Below are 18,011 nucleotides of genomic sequence, written 5' to 3' on the forward strand. Positions count from 1 at the left end.
TTGTAGTTGGATCCGGTAAAGATAGCATGAGGGAGACACCTGTACCCATACCGAACACAGAAGTTAAGCCTCAGAGCGCCGATGGTACTCGGTTGGAGACGACCCGGGAGAGTAGGTAAGGCCGGATAAAGGTTTATGAGAGTATAGAAATATCACTTGTGAACTTTTAGGAATAATATTATAAAGGAGGACCTGATGGTCCTCTTTTTTTATTATTTTATATTAACTTTATATTTAGCTATAAAATTGTTTTAAATAATTACATAATTTTAACGTGATATCAGACTGAATAAACGTTTTCATATAAATATTAATATACTTTTATTTTCATTTAGTGAAAACTAATATTTTTAATTAGATATTTGATTTAAATTTATGTCTATGGAATTAAATTAATAAAATTTTTTATTAATTTTTACTCTTCAGAAAGCCTTGTCATAAAGGGATAAAAGAAAAATCTATTTTTAAAAACTATTTTCTAATGGATTTTATTTCTACAAATAGACAGGCTTATGTGTTTTGATTATCAATATTGACTTCTTAATATTTTGACTTATAGGATTTGTAAAAGTATAATTAAGCTAATGGTGAAAACGTATACAAATGCGTTTGAAAATTATTAAGTTTAAAGGGTATGTAACTTAAAAATTTTCTTTAATTATCCATTATTATTTATTACTTAAGGAGGGATTTCTTTTGAAAAGAAAACTATTATGTCTTACACTTAGTTTGATGATGTTGCTTTCTGTAGCAACAGCTTGTGGAGGAAAGAATAATTCAGGAACTAACGGAGGTTCAGAAAATACTGCAAGTGAAGAATCTGCAAGTTCAGATAGCGGCGGATTTGTTTCTATCGCTACAGGTGGTACTGGTGGTACATATTATCCTTTAGGTGGGGCTCTTGCTACAATTCTTAATAATGCTGATATAGGAATTCAAGCTAATGCTCAATCTACAGGTGCTTCTATTGAAAATGTTCAGTTAATCCACAATGGAGATGCTGAAATTGCATTTATCCAAAATGACGTTTCTTATTATGCTGCCAATGGTAAGGAATTTTTCTCTAAGGACAATCCAGATGCTGATCCGGCAGTAGTTGGTGTTTATGATGAATTAAGAGGTATAGCTTGCGTATATCCTGAAGTTGTTCAAATAATTGTATCTAATGATTCTGGAATTAAGACTGTAAATGATCTTAAGGGTAAGAGAGTAGCAGTTGGTGCTCCCGGTTCTTCAGTTGAAGTTAATGGTAGACAAATTGTTGAAGCTTACGGATTATCTTATGATGATTTTGCTAAAACTGACTTTTTGTCATTTACTGAATCAGCTGATGGTATTAAAAATGGTCAAATTGACGCTGCTTTCATGGTAGCTTCAGTTCCTGCTTCAGCAGTTACTGAACTTGCAACTACTTATGATATCCATTTACTTCCAATAGAAAAGGAAGTAGCTGACAAGATAATAGAACAATATCCTTATTACACTTATTCAGATGTTGATGTAAGTGAATATAGAGGATCTGAAGGAACTATTCCTGCACTTTCAGTTAAGGCTATGTTAGTAGTTAATAAATCAATGTCTGAAGATGAATGCTACAATATTACAAAAGCATTATTTGAAAATCTTGATACTTTCGGAGAAGCTCACGCAAGAGGTAAAGATTTGACTCTTGAAACTGCACTTGAAGGTATGAGCCTTGAAGTTCATCCGGGCGCTCAAAAGTATTTCGATGAACAAAAGTAAGATTTTAAAAAGTAAGATAGTAGGTAAGGAAGGCTTAAAAGCCTTCTTTGCTATCTTATTGGTATTAATTATAGGTTTATCTTTAGTAAATACAGATGCTCTTATTCTCAGAGATAAAATAACAGGAGATCTTTTAGCTGTAAGAAGGTTAAAAAAAGACTCCTATATCGGAATAATTTATAAGCATTCAGTTATGAAAACTCAAACAAGTGAGTGGTACCGTTTTGAAGATGGCAAGCTGATATTAATGGAGGAAAGATTCAGATCTTATGGTGCCGGATTACCGGCGCAAAGTAAATATAAGTTTAAACATGATAAGAACGGATTTAAACTTTATGATATTAATGAACCTTTTGAAGAGGTTGTTTATAGAACAGGCGCCGTAATTGCAAATCATAGATTGTCTATTGATGGAAAGGTTGAAAACTTTTTGGATTTTTCTGAGAAAAGAGAGGCAGTTGCATTTACAGTGGAAAAACTTCCTATAGTTAAATTTTTAATTTGGAGGTGTATCTATGACTGATAAGGATAAAAGAGATGATTTAATAAAGGATGATTCTAGCTTACATAATGAAAATACAAAAGAAGTAGTTGAAAACGACGTGGATCATTCTAATATGAGTGTTGATGATCTTCTTGCAACTTACGATAAGGAATCCTCAAGACTTAGAAATCTTAGTGGCTTTGCAGGTAAATTGGTTTTGTTTTTAGCAGTTGCAATGAGTATATTTCACTTATATACTGCAGCTCACGGAACACTACTTGCAATGAAACAAAGGTCTTTACATATGATTTTTGCTTTTGCTCTTGGATTTTTACTGTATCCTGGAAGCGAAAAATCAAAGAAAGACAAGGTAAGTATTTTAGATTGGATTTTTGTAGTAGTATCAATTGTAGTTTGGGGATATATATTCCTAAATGTGGAGGCTATAGCTCTTAAGGGAGGCAAGCTTTCACAAATGGATATGATTCTCGGATCTATTGCAATATTAATTACCTTGGAGGTTACAAGGAGAGTTGTTGGACCTGAACTTCCTATAGTAACTATTGTATTTTTACTTTATGCTTATTTTGGAAGGTCTATGCCGGGTATGCTTGCTCACAGAGGTTTTAATGTACAAAGAATTGTAGGTCACATGTATATGACTACTGAAGGTATAATGGGAACTCCTCTTGGCGTATCTGCAACCTTTGTATTTATGTTTATACTTTTCGGGTCTGTTCTTGACAAAACAGGAGTAGGTCAATTTTTTATAGATTTTGCCTATGCACTTACAGGTTCAACAAGGTCAGGTCCTGCAATGACATCAGTTCTTTCATCAGGACTTATGGGATCAATTTCAGGATCATCAGTTGCTAATACTGTAACAACTGGAGCCTTTACAATACCTTTAATGAAAAAAGTAGGATATAAGCCCTATTATGCAGGAGCTGTTGAAGCTACATCATCTACAGGAGGACAAATAATGCCTCCGGTAATGGGAGCTGCAGCATTTATCATGGCTGACTTTACAGGCTTTAAGTATGTTGACATAATAAGAGCTGCTGTTATACCGGCTGTACTTTATTATATAGCTGTAGGTACAATGGTCCATTTGGAAGCCTGCAAATTGGGACTTAAAGGGATGCCTAGAGATCAACTTCCTAAGCTTGGCAAAATTTTTAGGGAAAAGGGATATTTGGTTATTCCACTAATAGTAATAATAACTATGCTTATTATGCAAAAGACTCCTATGTATTCCGCTCTTGGAGGTATAGTTACAGCAGTAGTAGTTGCAGGAGCAATGTCTTTAATTAAAAAAGATAAATCATTCACCCTTAAAGATATAGTTTTAGCACTTGAATCAGGAGCAAAGTCATCACTGGGTGTAGCTTGTGCTTGTGCTTGTGCCGGTATGATCGTTGGAGTAGTAACTCTTACAGGATTCGGACTTAGAATAGCAGAGCTTATAGTTAAAATAGCTCAAGGTCAATTGCTACCTACCTTAATGCTGACAATGGTTGCATCACTTATACTTGGTATGGGATTGCCTACAACAGCTAAGTATATAGTTCTTGCAACTATGGCTGTTCCGGCGATTACTAAACTTAATGTAAATTTAATGGCTGCTCACTTATTTATACTTTACTTCGGAGTTGTAGCAGACGTTACTCCTCCTGTTGCACTTGCTGCCTATGCGGGAGCGGGTATTGCTGGTGCAAACTCAATGAAGACAGGGGTTCAGGCCTTTAAGCTTTCTATAGGTGCCTTTATAATACCTTATGTCTTCGCTATGGATTCACACTTAATAATGGTTGAATCAGTAACAGGTACAACTGTTAACTGGTTACCTTTATTCACCGCCTTGCCTACAATAGCATCAGCTCTTATAGGTACAATGTGTCTTGCAGGATTTATAGAGGGCTATCTATTTGCAAAATGTAAAGTTTGGGAAAGAGGTCTGCTTCTTGTAGCTGCACTTTCTTTACTGGTACCGGGATTGGTTTCAGACTTAATCGGTCTTGCAGTACTTGCCTTTGTATTTGTATGTCAAAAGGTATTACGTAAGAAAAGGCTAGCCTAGTGACAATTTAAGAATTAAACGTTAAAGCCTTCGGGTATAACCGAAGGTTTTTTATTTTTATAAAAGCTTTTAAATAAAAGAAGATTTAAGTAATCTAAAATAATAAAGAGCTGACTTTTATCATATCAGCTCCTTATTAACTAGTTACTCAAATCCTAGAAGAAAGGGATTGAGAATTTATTTTATTTTTCAGGTATTTTAATTGAATCTAAGTTTTCTATTATCTTTAGCAATAAATCCTTGCACTTAAACATTGATGAGCTTGGTATTAATTCATAAATGCCGTGAAAGTTATAGCCTCCTGTAAAAAGGTTAGGGCAGGGAAGTCCCATATAGGACAGTGTTGCTCCATCAGTACCGCCTCTTGTAGGGGAAATTTTTGCTTCTATGCCTAGGTCCTCCATGGATTTTTTAGCTAAATCTATTATATACATATGAGGTTCTATTTTTTCCTTCATATTGTAATAGGTATCTGATAAATCAAGTTCAAGAACATTGTTGTACTTGTGATTTAAAAATTTCACAATTTTTATAAGAAGATTCTTCTTTTCTTCAAATTTTTCCTTGTCATGGTCCCTTATTATATAGGTCATTTGACAATGGTCTACAGTTCCTTTAATTTCCATAAGCAGATAAAAACCTTCATATCCATCTGTGTGCTCCGGTCTCATATGTGAAGGAAGCATGGAGTTAAGCTCCATAGCTATTAGTTGAGAGTTAACCATAATGTCCTTTGCAGTTCCGGGATGAACGTTTTTGCCATGAATGGTAATTTTGGCAGCGGCACCGTTAAAGTTTTCATACTCCAATTCTCCTAAGGGTCCTCCGTCTACTGTGTAAGCAAAGTCCGCATCGAAGTATTTAACATCAAAGTGATTAGGGCCACGACCTATTTCTTCGTCAGGTGTAAAAGCTATTTTTATATCTCCGTGTTTAATATCGGGGTTATTAATTAATTCTTCAATGGTGCTTACTATAATTGCAACTCCCGCCTTGTCATCTGCACCTAAAAGAGTAGTACCATCTGTTGTAATTAGCTCTTCTCCTACAAGGTCATTTAAAAATTTAAATTCCTTAGGTGAGATTACAGATCCATTTTTAAGCTTAATGTCCCCGCCCTTATAGTTTATAATTTGTGGATTTACATTTTTCCCAGGAGCGTCAGGTGATGTGTCCATATGGGCTACAAAGCCTATTTTAGGCAAGTCCTTTTCGGTATTTGAATCCAGTTGTGCATAAACATAGCCCTTATCACTTAGACTAACCTTTTCCAGTCCCAAAGCCTTAAGTTCTTCTACAAGGTATTGTGCCAATTTAAGCTGGCCCGGTGTAGAGGGTACTGTAGTTGAATCTTCATTTGACGTAGTTTCAAAGGATACATATTTTAAAAATCTTTTTATAATATTTTCTATTTTAATCGCCTCCATTAAGGATTATATCATAATTTAATAAAGTGATTTATTACTTTTAAAAGCAGTCCAAGTTTTATATAATTAAGACAGGGTGAGATATATGGAAATTACTGATAATATGTTTACAAATTTAATTTTTTTAATAATAATTGCAGGCTTCTCATTTTATAGCTACAAAAAAAATAAGAAACAAGATGGTACTGTCTTTGCCTTAATAGGAGTTATTTATCTTATATACATACTTAGAAAGTGGTTCAGATGAAGGTTGTAATAATAGGCGGAGGGATATCCGGTTGTTTTTGTGCCATTGAGCTTGCAAGATCCGGAATAGATGTAACTATTTTAGAAAGAAAGGAAAGAATTTTAAAAAAGATGCTTGCCACAGGCAACGGCAGGTGTAATCTTACTAATAATCTTCTAAATTACAACAACTATAACAATCCCGACTTTGTAAAACCGGCTATTGATTTAAATGGCAACGATAATTTCAGAAGCTATTTAAAAACCATAGGCTTGCTTACTGTTAAGGAAGAGCTTAATAGAATTTATCCCATAAGCTTAAAGGCACAAAGTGTTGTAAATCTTATGCTAAAAGAAATTAAAGACTTAGGTATTAAGGTTTATCTGTCATCTCCTGTTTTAAGAATTGTTAAGGATGATAAATTTTCGGTTTATACTAATGAGGATGAGTTTACTTGCGATGCTTTAGTTTATGCAGCCGGAGGAGCCTCTGCACCAAACTTCGGAACTGATGGTAAAAGCTTCGGACTTCTTAAAGCCCTGGGACATAATATAAGCCATATTTATCCTTCTCTTACTCAAATTAAACTTGATTCGGAGTTTTTAAAGCAATTAAGCGGAGTCAAGGTGGTGGGAGAAGCTTCCTTATACAAGGAAGATCAACTTATAAAGTCGGATTTTGGAGAAATTTTATTTACAAACTACGGATTAAGCGGTCCTCCTATTTTAAATTTATCGAAATATGTAAATCTTAAAGGAGCCGACAAAATTACCATGCCTTTAATAAATATTTTTGATAGTATTTATGATCTTAAAGACAGCTTGTATTCACAGTTTTATATGTTGAGTCATTTTACTCTTGAAAGATGGCTTCAAGGCTTAGTTGATAAAAAGCTTATTAATTTAATTACAAAGAGTCTTTTTATGGACAAGGATCAGGTTCTATCAACCTTTGAAGAGGAAAAAGTCAAGGAGCTTATAGAATTTATTTTGGGGGCTGAATTTAGGGTTACAGGAACAAGGGGATTTGAAAATTCTCATGTAAGTAGCGGAGGACTCTCTCTTAAAGAGGTGGATCCTTATACTATGAGGTCGATTTATGTAGATGGTCTTTACATTATAGGAGAGGCTCTTGATATAGATGGAGATTGCGGAGGCTATAATATTCAGTGGGCCTTTAGCTCAGCTATGATATGTGCCAAGGATATAAAATAAAAGTCTTTAAAAATTTTAAAGGCTTTTTATTTAATTTAAATCCTATATAAATTATTTTTATGGAATAACTTTATAAGTATAGTGACTGATTAACAGCTAATACTTAATTCTTTTAAAAGCTATTGGAATATGTTATAATCTAGTACAATTGGAGGGTTATATGTTCTATTTAGATAATTTACTAAAGAAACATGGAACTATAGATGTGTCTGTAGCAGGTGCCGGATTAATGGGAACTTCTTTAGTTACTCAGCTTAATCTTTTGGAAAACTTCAGACCCTCGGTGGTGACATCAAGGAATATAAATTCTGTGCTTAATGCTTATGAAAAAGCGGGGATTGACAGAGATAAAGTTAAAATCACAAATGACCTTAATGAGGCAAGAGACATTTTAGAAAAGGGCTATTATGTAGCCAGTGAAAACTTATATATTGCTGCAAGCTTTACATCTTGTCTTGTAGACTGTACAGGAGACACTGAAGCCGGAGCAAGACTTAGCCTAATGGCAATAGAAAATGGTATAGACATAGTAAGTTTAAATGTTGAAATGGATGCTACTGTAGGTCCATACTTAAAACATTTAGCAGATGAAAGGGAAATAGTATATTCAGGAACTGCCGGGGATGAACCCGGATCCATAATGGAAATTTACGAATTTGCAAAGTTTACCGGCTTTGAAGTTTTGGTTTTAGGCAAGGGAAAGAATAATGCCTTAAATAAGTTTGCTACTGTAGAAGAATTGACTCATGAGGCAAAGAGCAAAAAGCTTAATCCCAGAATGTTGACATCTTTTGTAGATGGAACCAATACTATGGTTGAACTTAATGCAGTTTGTAATGCAACGGGATTTGTTCCTGATATAAGAGGTTGTCATTTTTTCACCACCGATAAGGAAAACATTGCAAGGGACATTGACTTAAAGGAAAAATCGTCAAAACTTAATTCCTATGGTGTAGTTGACTTTGCCAAGGGAATAGCCCCCGGAGTCTTTGCTATAGTAAGGGCCAAGTCCGATGTTATAAAAGATGAAATGAAATTTTTAACAGTAGGAGAGGGACCGAACTTTGCAATTTATAGACCCTACCATTTGACAAGTATCGAGACGCCTTTATCAATTGCAAGAGCTGTTCTTTTAAAAGACTCTACAATTGCTCCCATAGGAAAACCTGTAGCGGAAACTGTAGCCATAGCAAAAAGAGATTTAAAGGCGGGAGAGTACATAGAAGGAATAGGAAGCAATGATGTTTTCGGAGAGCTTGAAAGGGCATCTGTTCAAAAGGAAGAAAACCTTGTTCCAATAGGTCTTATAGTTGGACAGGTAAGACTAAAAAGAGATGTGAAAAAGGCTCAGGCTTTAAAATATTCAGATCTTGAATTAGATGATACTTCTCTAATTGTAAAGCTTAGAGAAAAGCAGGACAAATTTTTTGTTGACTAATAGAGGACTTTCATTATAGAATGGAGTCGTTGTAATTTAAAAGAGGTTATTAAATGAGAATTACACAAGAAACAGATTATGCTTTGAGAATCTGCAGACATTTAGCAAAAAACGAAGGTAAGGTAATTCGTTCACAGGCAATATCACAGGAAGAATTTATTCCTGAGAGGTTTACCCTTAGAATTTTAAGAAAACTTAACTTGGCAGGTATTACAGGAGCAAAAAGGGGATTTTCAGGTGGATATTTTTTAAAGAAGCCTAAGGAAAATGTGTCCTTATATGATGTTATACTTGCAATTGACGGACCTATTGTAATTAATAGATGTCAGGATCCTGATGATCCGTATTGTTCAAAAAATTGCTCTTTAGGCAAGGATTTCAAGACCTGCAAGTTTCACAACAAGTTTGCTGAATTACAGCAAAATATTATAAACAACTTTAGGGAGCAAACTTTAGACAAGTTTATATAGGTGAAGACAAGGACCGGTGTTAATGAGAGTTTTTAAGAGAGTGTTCAATAGGTGAGAGGACACAAACTCAGTTAACATAGATCAGCCTTTGAGCCTAAGGTTTGTCACCTAAGACAGCTCGAGTGATTATTTATAACTAGGGTGGTACCGCGGTTAATTCGTCCCTTCATATGAGGGGACTTTTTTTATTTTAAAGGAGGAAAGAAGAATGAAAGTATTTGATGAACTTTCAAAGGAGTCGGTAAAAGACAGGGAGGAAAAAATCTCTGAATACTGGAGCAGTATAGACCTTTTACACAGATCCGTAACAACAAGAGAGGGTAAGAAAAATTACATCTTTTATGAAGGACCGCCAACGGCAAATGGACGTCCCGGCATTCACCATGTAATGGCAAGGACCTTAAAAGATTTAACTTGTAGATATAAAACCATGACGGGACACAAGGTAAAAAGAAAGGCCGGTTGGGATACTCATGGTCTTCCCGTTGAAATTGAGGTTGAAAAGAAATTAGGACTTAAAAATAAACAGGACATAGAAAAATATGGAGTTGCAAAATTTAATGAAATGTGCAAGGAGTCCGTATTTGAATATGAAAAAGAGTGGAGAGCCTTAACAAAAAGAATGGCTTATTTAATTGACCTTGATGACCCCTATATTACTCTTAACAATGACTATATAGAATCAGTTTGGCATATTTTAAGCTCCATGTTTAAAGACGGTTTAATTTATGAAGGTCATAAGATACTTCCCTACTGTCCCAGATGCGGAACAGGCCTTGCTTCTCATGAGGTTGCTCAGGGCTATGAAGAAATAAAGACTGAAACTGTAGTTGCAAGGTTTAAGCTAAAGGATAAGGATGAATATTTCCTTGCATGGACCACAACCCCTTGGACTCTACCCTCCAACGTTGCACTTACAGTTAATCCCAATGTTGATTATATAAAAATCAAATATGAAGGAACTGTTTATTATATTGCCAAGGACCTGGCAGCTTCTGTAATAGAAGGCGAATATGAGGTTTTAAAAACCTTTAAGGGCAAGGACTTGGAATATGTTGAATATGAACAGCTTCTTCCCTTCCTTACTACCAACAAAAAGGGCTTTTATGTAACCTGCGCAGACTATGTAACAACAGAAGACGGTACAGGTATAGTCCATACTGCACCTGCCTTTGGTGAAGACGACTATCAAACAGGAAGAAGATATGACCTTCCCGTTCTACAACCTGTAGATGAAGAAGGAAAGTTCACTGCAACACCTTGGAAGGGAACCTTCGTTATGGATGCCGACCCGGATATTATTAAATATCTTGCTAAGGAAGGCAAGCTATTTAGCAAGAAGAAGATCCTTCACAACTATCCTCACTGTTGGAGATGCCATACTCCTTTAATTTATTACGGACACCCCTCATGGTATATAGAGGTTACTAAATTTAAGGAAAAGCTTATAGAAAACAACAATGGAGTAAACTGGTTTCCTGAATTTGTAGGAGAAAAGAGATTTGGAAACTGGTTGGAAAACTTAAATGATTGGGCTATTTCAAGATCCAGATACTGGGGAACTCCCCTACCTATTTGGAAGTGCGAATGCGGTCATACAGAGATTATAGGTTCAAGAAAAGAGCTTAAAGAAAAAGCCATAGAGGAAATAGATGAAAATATAGAGCTTCACAGACCCTATGTAGACAATGTTCATATTAAATGCGAAAAGTGCGGCAAAACAATGAAAAGGGAACCTGATGTAATAGATGTCTGGTTCGACTCAGGATCCATGCCCTTTGCTCAATGGCACTATCCTTTTGAAAACAAGGACAACTTTAATGAACTTTTCCCGGCGGACTTTATTTGCGAGGGTATAGATCAAACAAGAGGCTGGTTCTATTCATTAATAGCAATATCAACCTATATGACAGGAAAAAGCCCTTATAAAAATGTACTTGTAAATGACCTTATCCTTGATAAAAACGGCAAGAAAATGTCCAAATCTTTAGGTAATACAGTTGCACCCTTTGAACTTTTCGACAAGTACGGCGCTGACGTTGTAAGATGGTATTTAATGTATGTATCACCTCCATGGGCACCTACAAAGTTTGACGAAGGTGGAGTTAGAGAAATTGAATCCAAGTTTTTCAGATCTCTTAGAAATATTTACAATTTCTTCAGCCTTTACGCCAACACCGACTCCATTGACCCGAGAGAATTTAATGTAGACTATGAACAAAGGGACGAAATCGACAAGTGGCTGTTGTCAAAGTTTAACAGTCTTCTTAAAGCTGTAAATGAAGATATGGAGATTTTTGAAATAACAAAGGTTGTACGTGAAATTCAAGAATTTGTTATAGAAGATTTTTCCAACTGGTACATTAGAAGAAACAGAAGAAGATTTTGGAAAACTGAAGTAGATATGGATAAAAAAGCTGTATATAAAACTTCCTATGAAGTCCTTGTAGGCTTAACTAAACTTATAGCTCCAATAGTACCATTTATTTCAGAGGAGCTTTACAGATCCCTTACAGGGGGAGAATCAGTTCACCTTGAATATTATCCTAAGGCCGATGAAGATCTAATAGATAAAAAGCTTGAAGAGAAAATGGACCTTGTAAGAGAGCTTGTAACCTTGGGACGTGCATCAAGGGAAGAAGTTAAAATAAAGGTACGTCAACCCTTAGTTAAGGTTATAATAGACGGCAAATATAAAAAAACAATAGGAGAGCTTACAGAGCTTATTAAAGAAGAGCTTAATGTTAAGGAAGTGGACTATAGAGATGACCTTTCAGTCTTTATGGAATATGAACTAAAACCGAACTTTAAGGTTGTAGGATCTCTCCTTGGGCCTAAGATTAAACCCTTTAGTGAATTTTTAAAGAAGGCTGATGCAAAAGACCTTGTAGCTAAGCTTGAAGAAGGGCCTATAAATCTTGAACTTAACGGAGAAGACACTGAAATTCAAAAGGACTTTATCCTTATAAATATTAAATCCAAGGAAGGCTTTGATGTTACCGCTGACAATAATCTTTTTGTAATTTTAGATACTGAGCTTACACCTGAGCTTATAGAAGAGGGAATAGTTCGTGAATTTATATCAAAGGTACAGCAGTTAAGGAAGGCTGAAGATTTAGATGTACTTGACAAAATTAAAATAAGCTATGAATCAGACACAGATGTAACAAAGGCTATAGAAAATGCAAATAACTTTATTAAGTCTGAAACCTTGGCAGAAGTTATTGAAAAGACAAATTTTGATACAGAAACAATTGACTTAAACGGACACGATGCTAAAATAAAAATTGAAAGAATATAATAGAAAGATGCAATTTGCATCTTTTTATTTTTCTTAAGTAAAATTTTGCGGAGGTATAAATGCAGGAAAGACTTTGGAATAAAAGAACCTTTAAATATTTAAACAAGATGATAAAAGATGCAGGTAGTAAGGGGAGTCCTTCCTATATAGTAAGTGATTGGGACAATACTGCAGCCTCCTTTGATGTAGAGGAGAATACTCTTTTATATCAGATTTTGAATTTAAGATATGAGTTTACGCCTCAAGAAATAAGGGAAGTTTTAACCTGTGAAATAGACTCGGTCCCTGAAGAAATAAATGAACTGGTTGATAAAATAGAAGAGGATTACAAAATTCTTTATCCTTATAGAAGGGACCTTAATAAGTTAAAGAAGATACCTGAGTATGAAAGCTTTGTTGCGGCAATGGCCTATTACTTTCAAAGCTATGTAAACTCCCTTGAGTATGGGCTTTCAAGTAGAAAGTTCACCCATGTTTTCTATAAGATGACTGAAGAGGAAGTTAGAGATCTTGCCGGGGATGCCCTTTCTTATTTTAAGGACTATAAGGATTACAAAATGAATTTTAAGGTAAATATGCCTAAGGGAGAAAGCTTAAGCTCAAGCTATGATGTGGGCCTAAGGGAAATAAAAGAAATGTCTGATTTATTTAAGGAGCTTTTCGAAAATAAAATAGATGTTTATATTTGCAGCGCCTCCTTTAAAATTTTAGTTGAAGAATTTGCCTCATCAAAGCTTTTTAACTATAGGCTGCCCAAGGATTCGGTAATGGGCTTGGAGCTTATAAAGGATAAGGAAGGCCGTTTTACCATGGAAGTAAAGGAAGATTCCAAAACCTACCTTCAAGGCAAGGCAGATGCAATAAAAAGGCTTGAAGAAAGATACAAGTGTCCCCCTCTTCTCTATATGGGAGATAGTAGAGGAGACTATTATGCCTTAACCTATTCCGGTTTACAATACGGCTTAATAATAGATAGAGGACCAATAGGTAAACTTGAAGATTTAAAGAAGCTTGCCTTTAAAGAAAATCCTCAAGGAACCTTCTATTTAATTCAGGAAAGAGACAACTATAAGGGAGAATTTAAAAATGGAAATTGAAAAAATTAAAAAATTAAGACAGGTTTTACATGCCAATCCTGAATTATCAGGAAGAGAAGTTAAAACTAAAGAGATAGTTATAAATTTTTTGGAAAAAAATACAAGCCTTAAGCTTGTAGATATGGGCAAGTGGTTTTATGCTCTTCATTTTGAGGGAGATTCCTATAAGACTATAGCCATAAGGTCTGAAATAGATGCAATTTCAAATGGAGAGGGAGGAGCCTTTCACGGCTGCGGTCACGACGGCCATATGTCCATCCTTTGTGGATTAGCTTTAAAAATAGATAATGAAAATCTCGGTAAAAATATTCTTTTGCTTTTCCAAAATTCTGAGGAGGATGGAAAGGGAGCAATAAATATAGCACCTGAATTAAAAAACTTAAATGTTAGCAAAATTTACGGTCTTCACAATCTACCGGCAGTAGAAAAAGGCCTTGCCCTTTTAAAAGAAGGAGTGTTTTTTTGCGCATCTAAGGGAATGAATATAGACCTTATAGGCAAACAAAGTCATGCCTCAACGCCTGAGCTGGGTTTAAACCCCGGCTACTTAATGGCGGAGCTTGCCCTTGATTTAAAAGACCTGTCAATTTTTAGAGGCTACGCCCCCTACAGCTATAAGGGAGTTGAATTTTCCGATATGGTTTTAGTAAGTCTTATAAGTATGGACCTAGGTACAAGAAACAGCTACGGAGTGTCCCCGGGATATGGCAACCTCCAGCTTACACTAAGGGCTGCAAGGGATGAAGACTTAGAAAAGCTCTCTGATCTTGTAAAAAGGATTTTAGAAGAAAAGGCAAAAAAATATAAAATAGACTTTAAGCTAAGCTATGAAGATGTATTTCCTGATACATCAAATAGCAAGGAGGAGGTTGGTCTTTTAGAAGATATTTTTAAAAAGGAAGGAATTAAATATATATTTGGACAAGAGCCCTACAGAACCTCTGAAGACTTCGGTTGGTATCTTAAAAAGGTTAAGGGATGTTTTTTCGGAGTAGGTTCAGGAGAGGACCAACCACCTTTACACTCTAAGAACTATAATTATCCTGACGATATAACAGAGGACTGTATAAATATTTTCTATAAAATTATAAAAAATAATTGAAAAAGTGTTTGACAAAAATACAATTAGATAGTATTATTGAACCCAATAAGAAACTAGATAAAAAGAAGAGTATCTGATGTAGATGACTTTAGAGAGCTTCAGTTGGTGAAAAGAAGCGGATTTGAAATCGGAGAACATGGTCTTTTTTTAGGGAGTGCTGAATAATTAGGCACTTTCGGGTTTGCCCGTTATAGCAATAGAGTATGATAGTACTTGAAGAGGTTATCGTTGCAAGACGATAATAAATTAAGGTGGTAACACGTAAGTTCAGCTTTCGTCCTTTAGGGATGAAAGCTTTTTTTATTGTTTAGGAGGTAAAAAATGCAAGAGAAAGATATAAGAAATTTAAAGTTGGATTCAATATGCGTTCAAGGAGGATATCAACCGAAAAACGGAGAGCCGAGAATAGCACCTATAGTTCAGTCAACAACCTATAAGTATGACAATGCCGATACTGTAGGAAACCTTTTTGATTTAAAGGAGTCTGGATATTTTTATACCAGACTTGCCAATCCCACCTTGGGATACCTGGAAGAAAAAGTCGCACAACTTGAAGGGGGAATTGCGGCAGTAGCAACATCATCAGGTCAGGCGGCAACACTTTTATCTATACTGACTATTTGTTCTAATGGGGATCACATAATATCAATGAATAACCTTTATGGAGGAACCCACACTCTTTTAGGTTCAACTATAGGAAGGTTCGGAATTTCCACCAGCTTTGTAAATCTTAACGATATAGACGAAATAAGGGCAGCAGTAAGGGACAATACTAAACTTATTTTTGCAGAAACTATAGGAAATCCTGCAGTAGGAGTTTTGGATATAGAAAAGGTTGCAAATGTGGCTCATGAATACGGACTTCCACTAATAGTGGACAACACCCTGGCAAGTCCTGTTTTATGCAGACCTATAGACTTCGGTGCAGATATAGTAACTCATTCATCAACTAAGTACCTTGACGGTCATGCAACATCAGTAGGAGGAATAATAGTAGATAGTGGAAAGTTTGACTGGACAGGAGGAAGATTTGATTGCTTAACCGAGCCTGATCCCAACTATCATGGTTTAAGCTATACAAAGAGCTTCGGAAATCTATCCTATACAACTAGAGCAAGGGCGGTTTTTATGAGAGATTTCGGACCTATTATGAGCCCCTTTAACGGATTTTTGACTAATCTTGGAATAGAAACCCTGGCCCTTAGAATGGAAAGACACAGTAAAAATGCCCTAGCCATAGCCCAGTACCTTGAAGGTCACGATAAAGTGGAATGGATAAGGTACCCCGGTTTAAAATCAAGTGAAGACAAGGATCTTGCCGACAAGTATTTAAAAAATGGAGCAAGTGGAGTAATAGCTTTTGGAGTTAAGGGAGGAATAGAGAAGACCAAGAAGTGGATAGATTCCCTTAAGCTTATAAGCCTTGTAGTCCATGTAGCCGATGTTAGATCCCATGCCCTTCATCCTGCCAGCATGACCCACAGACAGCTATCTGAAGAGGACCTTTTAAAGGCGGGAATAAAGCCTAACATGGTAAGACTTTCAGTAGGAATAGAAAATGTAGAAGACATAATAAATGATATAGACCAAGCATTTAAAAATATTTAAGGAGTGAGTTAAGTGCCTTTAATAATACCTAAAGATCTTATTAGCCAGGATATATTAAAAAAAGAAAAAATATTTACTATGGATGAGTCAAGGGCTGACACCCAAGACATTAGACCTCTTAAAATAGCTATAGTTAATCTTATGCCTAAAAAAGAAGAAACTGAACTGCAGCTTATAAGAGTTCTTTCAAATACGGCCCTTCAAATTAATATAGACCTGGTAAGAATGAAAAGTCACAATCCTAAAAACACCAGTGAACATCATTTGGAAAAGTTTTATAAGACCTATGACGAAATAAAAGATTCAAAATATGATGCCATGATAGTAACAGGAGCACCTGTAGAAAGACTGGAGTATGAAAAAATTAAATATTGGCCGGAGCTTAAAAAAATCTTTAATTTTGCCAAGGAAAATGTCTATTCAACTATGTTTATATGCTGGTCGGCACAGGCTGCCCTCTATCACTACTACGGAATTGAAAACGAAACTGTGGAGGATAAAATCTTTGGAGTATTCGACTTTGAAAAGCTTGAGGATGATAAGCTGGTTAAGGGCTTTGATGATGTATTTTCAGTACCGCAATCAAGATACACCTATGTAAAGGAAGAAGAAGTTGCCAAGCACAAGGATCTTAAAATTATATCCTCAAGAGAAGATACGGGAGTTGGAATAGTTACCACTAAGGACAACAGATTTGTCTTTTCCTTCGGCCATTGGGAGTACGACAAGGATACCCTTCACAATGAATACATTAGAGATTTGGAAAAGAATACAAAAATTTCCTTGCCTAAAAATTATTACCTAAATGATGATTCCAAAAATAAAATTCTTGTAAGATGGAGAGCTGTAGGAAACCTATTTTTCTCCAACTGGATTAACTACTGTGTCTACCAAGAAACACCCTACAAAATAGAAAAAATTAAGAGAAAACAAGTGTCAAAGTTCGGTGGGTCATCACTTTCAGACTCCCATCAGTTCTCCAAGGTAAAGAACATAATAAAAGAAGACAAGAGTAGAGATGTTATAGTTGTGTCCGCTCCCGGAAAAAGGCACCTTAGAGACACAAAGGTTACTGACAAGCTTCTTGACCTATATAATAGTAAGTCCGATCTTGAAAGATTAAAGGCTGTTTTAGAAAGAATAAGACTTGAAATAGAAGATACTGATCATAGACTTAAGGAAACGACAAAAGAGGCCAGGGAAAGATTTGAAGAAATAGCTCTTAATCTGGACCTTAAAGAAGATGCACTTATGGAAATCAATAAGGTTTTTAATAATATTGAAAATTCAAATTCCAAGGATTATATAGTCAGCAGGGGAGAGTATCTTAATGCCAAGCTAATGTCTATATACCTTAACTATAAATTCCTTGATGCCAAAGACCTTATTGTGCTTGACTCAAAGGGTCAGGTAGATTTAAAAACCAGTTACGAAAAAATCAGAAAAAATATAGGCCAAGGGGAAAAGGTTGTAGTGCCGGGATTTTATGCGGGAGATGAAAAGGGCAATGTAGTCCTTTTTGACAGAGGAGGCTCAGACTATACAGGATCAATTATAGCGGGAGCCTTAGATGTTGAGGTTTATGAAAACTGGACTGATGTAGATGGAATTATGACTGCAGATCCAAACCTTGATAAAAATGTAAAAAAATATTCCTCCCTAAGCTACAGCGAGCTTTCAAAAATAGTAGATGGAGGAGCGGGAGTCTATCAAAAGGAAGCCATTGAACCTGTAAGAGAAAAAAATATTACAATAAAAATATTAAACACCAATAATCCGGCCGGATCAGGAACGGAAATTAAAGATTAATATTAAAATGTC

The 18,011-nt window shown here is 35.5% G+C and carries 13 protein-coding genes, 1 rRNA gene and 1 other annotated feature; of the genes, 13 read left to right on the forward strand and 1 reads right to left on the reverse strand.

The genetic code is table 11. The annotated features are described in order from the left end of the window. Window positions 1-11 precede the first annotated feature (11 nt). The 4 genes from rrf to PEPCATONIAE_RS07350 all read left to right on the forward strand — a co-directional run bounded on the left by rrf (window position 12) and on the right by PEPCATONIAE_RS07350 (window position 4,307). Window positions 12-127: ribosomal RNA gene (gene rrf / locus PEPCATONIAE_RS07335) — 5S ribosomal RNA — on the forward strand. Window positions 128-696: 569 nt separating this feature from the next. After that, window positions 697-1,743 carry a TAXI family TRAP transporter solute-binding subunit gene (locus tag PEPCATONIAE_RS07340; RefSeq protein WP_246060454.1) on the forward strand — a complete coding sequence of 349 codons (1,047 nt, stop codon included), beginning with the start codon at window positions 697-699 and terminating at the stop codon, window positions 1,741-1,743. After that, on the forward strand, window positions 1,730-2,266 hold the full coding sequence (locus PEPCATONIAE_RS07345) for a DUF1850 domain-containing protein (RefSeq protein WP_138160497.1): 537 nt from the start codon (window positions 1,730-1,732) through the stop codon (window positions 2,264-2,266). The genes PEPCATONIAE_RS07340 and PEPCATONIAE_RS07345 overlap by 14 nt, the downstream gene beginning before the upstream one ends. After that, the gene (locus tag PEPCATONIAE_RS07350; RefSeq protein ID WP_138160498.1) at window positions 2,259-4,307 is read left to right on the forward strand and encodes a TRAP transporter permease; all 2,049 of its coding nucleotides are present in this window, start codon (window positions 2,259-2,261) and stop codon (window positions 4,305-4,307) included. The genes PEPCATONIAE_RS07345 and PEPCATONIAE_RS07350 overlap by 8 nt, the downstream gene beginning before the upstream one ends. A gap of 182 nt (window positions 4,308-4,489) precedes the next feature. On the opposite strand, the gene pepT is transcribed toward PEPCATONIAE_RS07350, so the two are convergent. After that, window positions 4,490-5,719 carry a peptidase T gene (gene pepT / locus PEPCATONIAE_RS07355; RefSeq protein WP_138160578.1) on the reverse strand — a complete coding sequence of 410 codons (1,230 nt, stop codon included), beginning with the start codon at window positions 5,717-5,719 and terminating at the stop codon, window positions 4,490-4,492. 100 nt (window positions 5,720-5,819) lie between these two features. Here pepT and PEPCATONIAE_RS07360 point away from each other — a divergent pair, with 100 nt between their 5' ends. From PEPCATONIAE_RS07360 to PEPCATONIAE_RS07400, 9 genes are all read left to right on the forward strand, one after another. After that, a complete protein-coding gene (locus PEPCATONIAE_RS07360) occupies window positions 5,820-5,981 on the forward strand; it encodes a hypothetical protein (protein ID WP_180339372.1) in 162 nt (53 codons plus the stop codon). Continuing rightward, window positions 5,978-7,174 (forward strand): aminoacetone oxidase family FAD-binding enzyme, encoded by a 1,197-nt coding sequence (locus PEPCATONIAE_RS07365; RefSeq protein ID WP_138160499.1) that lies wholly within the window; start codon window positions 5,978-5,980, stop codon window positions 7,172-7,174. The genes PEPCATONIAE_RS07360 and PEPCATONIAE_RS07365 overlap by 4 nt, the downstream gene beginning before the upstream one ends. 160 nt (window positions 7,175-7,334) lie before the next feature. After that, window positions 7,335-8,612: an NAD(P)H-dependent oxidoreductase gene (locus tag PEPCATONIAE_RS07370; protein ID WP_138160500.1), complete on the forward strand. Its 1,278-nt coding sequence runs from the start codon at window positions 7,335-7,337 to the stop codon at window positions 8,610-8,612. 53 nt (window positions 8,613-8,665) lie between these two features. Further along, on the forward strand, window positions 8,666-9,082 hold the full coding sequence (locus PEPCATONIAE_RS07375) for an RrF2 family transcriptional regulator (RefSeq protein WP_138160501.1): 417 nt from the start codon (window positions 8,666-8,668) through the stop codon (window positions 9,080-9,082). 208 nt (window positions 9,083-9,290) lie between these two features. Then, window positions 9,291-12,383, forward strand: a complete 3,093-nt coding sequence (gene ileS / locus PEPCATONIAE_RS07380; protein WP_138160502.1) for an isoleucine--tRNA ligase — start codon at window positions 9,291-9,293, stop codon at window positions 12,381-12,383. 59 nt (window positions 12,384-12,442) lie between these two features. After that, the gene (locus tag PEPCATONIAE_RS07385) at window positions 12,443-13,480 is read left to right on the forward strand and encodes a haloacid dehalogenase-like hydrolase (RefSeq protein ID WP_138160503.1); all 1,038 of its coding nucleotides are present in this window, start codon (window positions 12,443-12,445) and stop codon (window positions 13,478-13,480) included. Next, a complete protein-coding gene (locus tag PEPCATONIAE_RS07390; protein WP_138160504.1) occupies window positions 13,470-14,582 on the forward strand; it encodes a M20/M25/M40 family metallo-hydrolase in 1,113 nt (370 codons plus the stop codon). The genes PEPCATONIAE_RS07385 and PEPCATONIAE_RS07390 overlap by 11 nt, the downstream gene beginning before the upstream one ends. Window positions 14,583-14,630: 48 nt before the next feature. Continuing rightward, window positions 14,631-14,867, forward strand: a binding site (T-box leader). Window positions 14,868-14,903: 36 nt separating this feature from the next. Further along, entirely contained in the window at window positions 14,904-16,190 is a 1,287-nt protein-coding gene (locus PEPCATONIAE_RS07395; RefSeq protein WP_138160505.1) for an O-acetylhomoserine aminocarboxypropyltransferase/cysteine synthase family protein, read from the forward strand. A 12-nt stretch (window positions 16,191-16,202) separates the two neighbouring features. After that, the gene (locus tag PEPCATONIAE_RS07400; RefSeq protein ID WP_138160506.1) at window positions 16,203-17,999 is read left to right on the forward strand and encodes a homoserine O-acetyltransferase/O-succinyltransferase family protein; all 1,797 of its coding nucleotides are present in this window, start codon (window positions 16,203-16,205) and stop codon (window positions 17,997-17,999) included. Window positions 18,000-18,011 lie beyond the last annotated feature (12 nt).

It is taken from the genome of Peptoniphilus catoniae (assembly GCF_901447155.2).
GTDB classification, from domain to species: Bacteria; Bacillota; Clostridia; order Tissierellales; family Peptoniphilaceae; genus Peptoniphilus_E; species Peptoniphilus_E catoniae.

Excerpts from the sequence above, each read along its gene's own strand:
- PEPCATONIAE_RS07345 (WP_138160497.1), top strand. The coding sequence starts at position 1,730 with ATGAACAAAAGTAAGATTTTAAAAAGTAAGATAGTAGGTAAGGAAGGC.
- PEPCATONIAE_RS07350 (WP_138160498.1), top strand. The coding sequence starts at position 2,259 with ATGACTGATAAGGATAAAAGAGATGATTTAATAAAGGATGATTCTAGC.
- PEPCATONIAE_RS07360 (WP_180339372.1), top strand. The coding sequence starts at position 5,820 with ATGGAAATTACTGATAATATGTTTACAAATTTAATTTTTTTAATAATA.
- PEPCATONIAE_RS07365 (WP_138160499.1), top strand. The coding sequence starts at position 5,978 with ATGAAGGTTGTAATAATAGGCGGAGGGATATCCGGTTGTTTTTGTGCC.
- PEPCATONIAE_RS07370 (WP_138160500.1), top strand. The coding sequence starts at position 7,335 with ATGTTCTATTTAGATAATTTACTAAAGAAACATGGAACTATAGATGTG.
- PEPCATONIAE_RS07375 (WP_138160501.1), top strand. The coding sequence starts at position 8,666 with ATGAGAATTACACAAGAAACAGATTATGCTTTGAGAATCTGCAGACAT.
- ileS (WP_138160502.1), top strand. The coding sequence starts at position 9,291 with ATGAAAGTATTTGATGAACTTTCAAAGGAGTCGGTAAAAGACAGGGAG.
- PEPCATONIAE_RS07385 (WP_138160503.1), top strand. The coding sequence starts at position 12,443 with ATGCAGGAAAGACTTTGGAATAAAAGAACCTTTAAATATTTAAACAAG.
- PEPCATONIAE_RS07390 (WP_138160504.1), top strand. The coding sequence starts at position 13,470 with ATGGAAATTGAAAAAATTAAAAAATTAAGACAGGTTTTACATGCCAAT.
- PEPCATONIAE_RS07395 (WP_138160505.1), top strand. The coding sequence starts at position 14,904 with ATGCAAGAGAAAGATATAAGAAATTTAAAGTTGGATTCAATATGCGTT.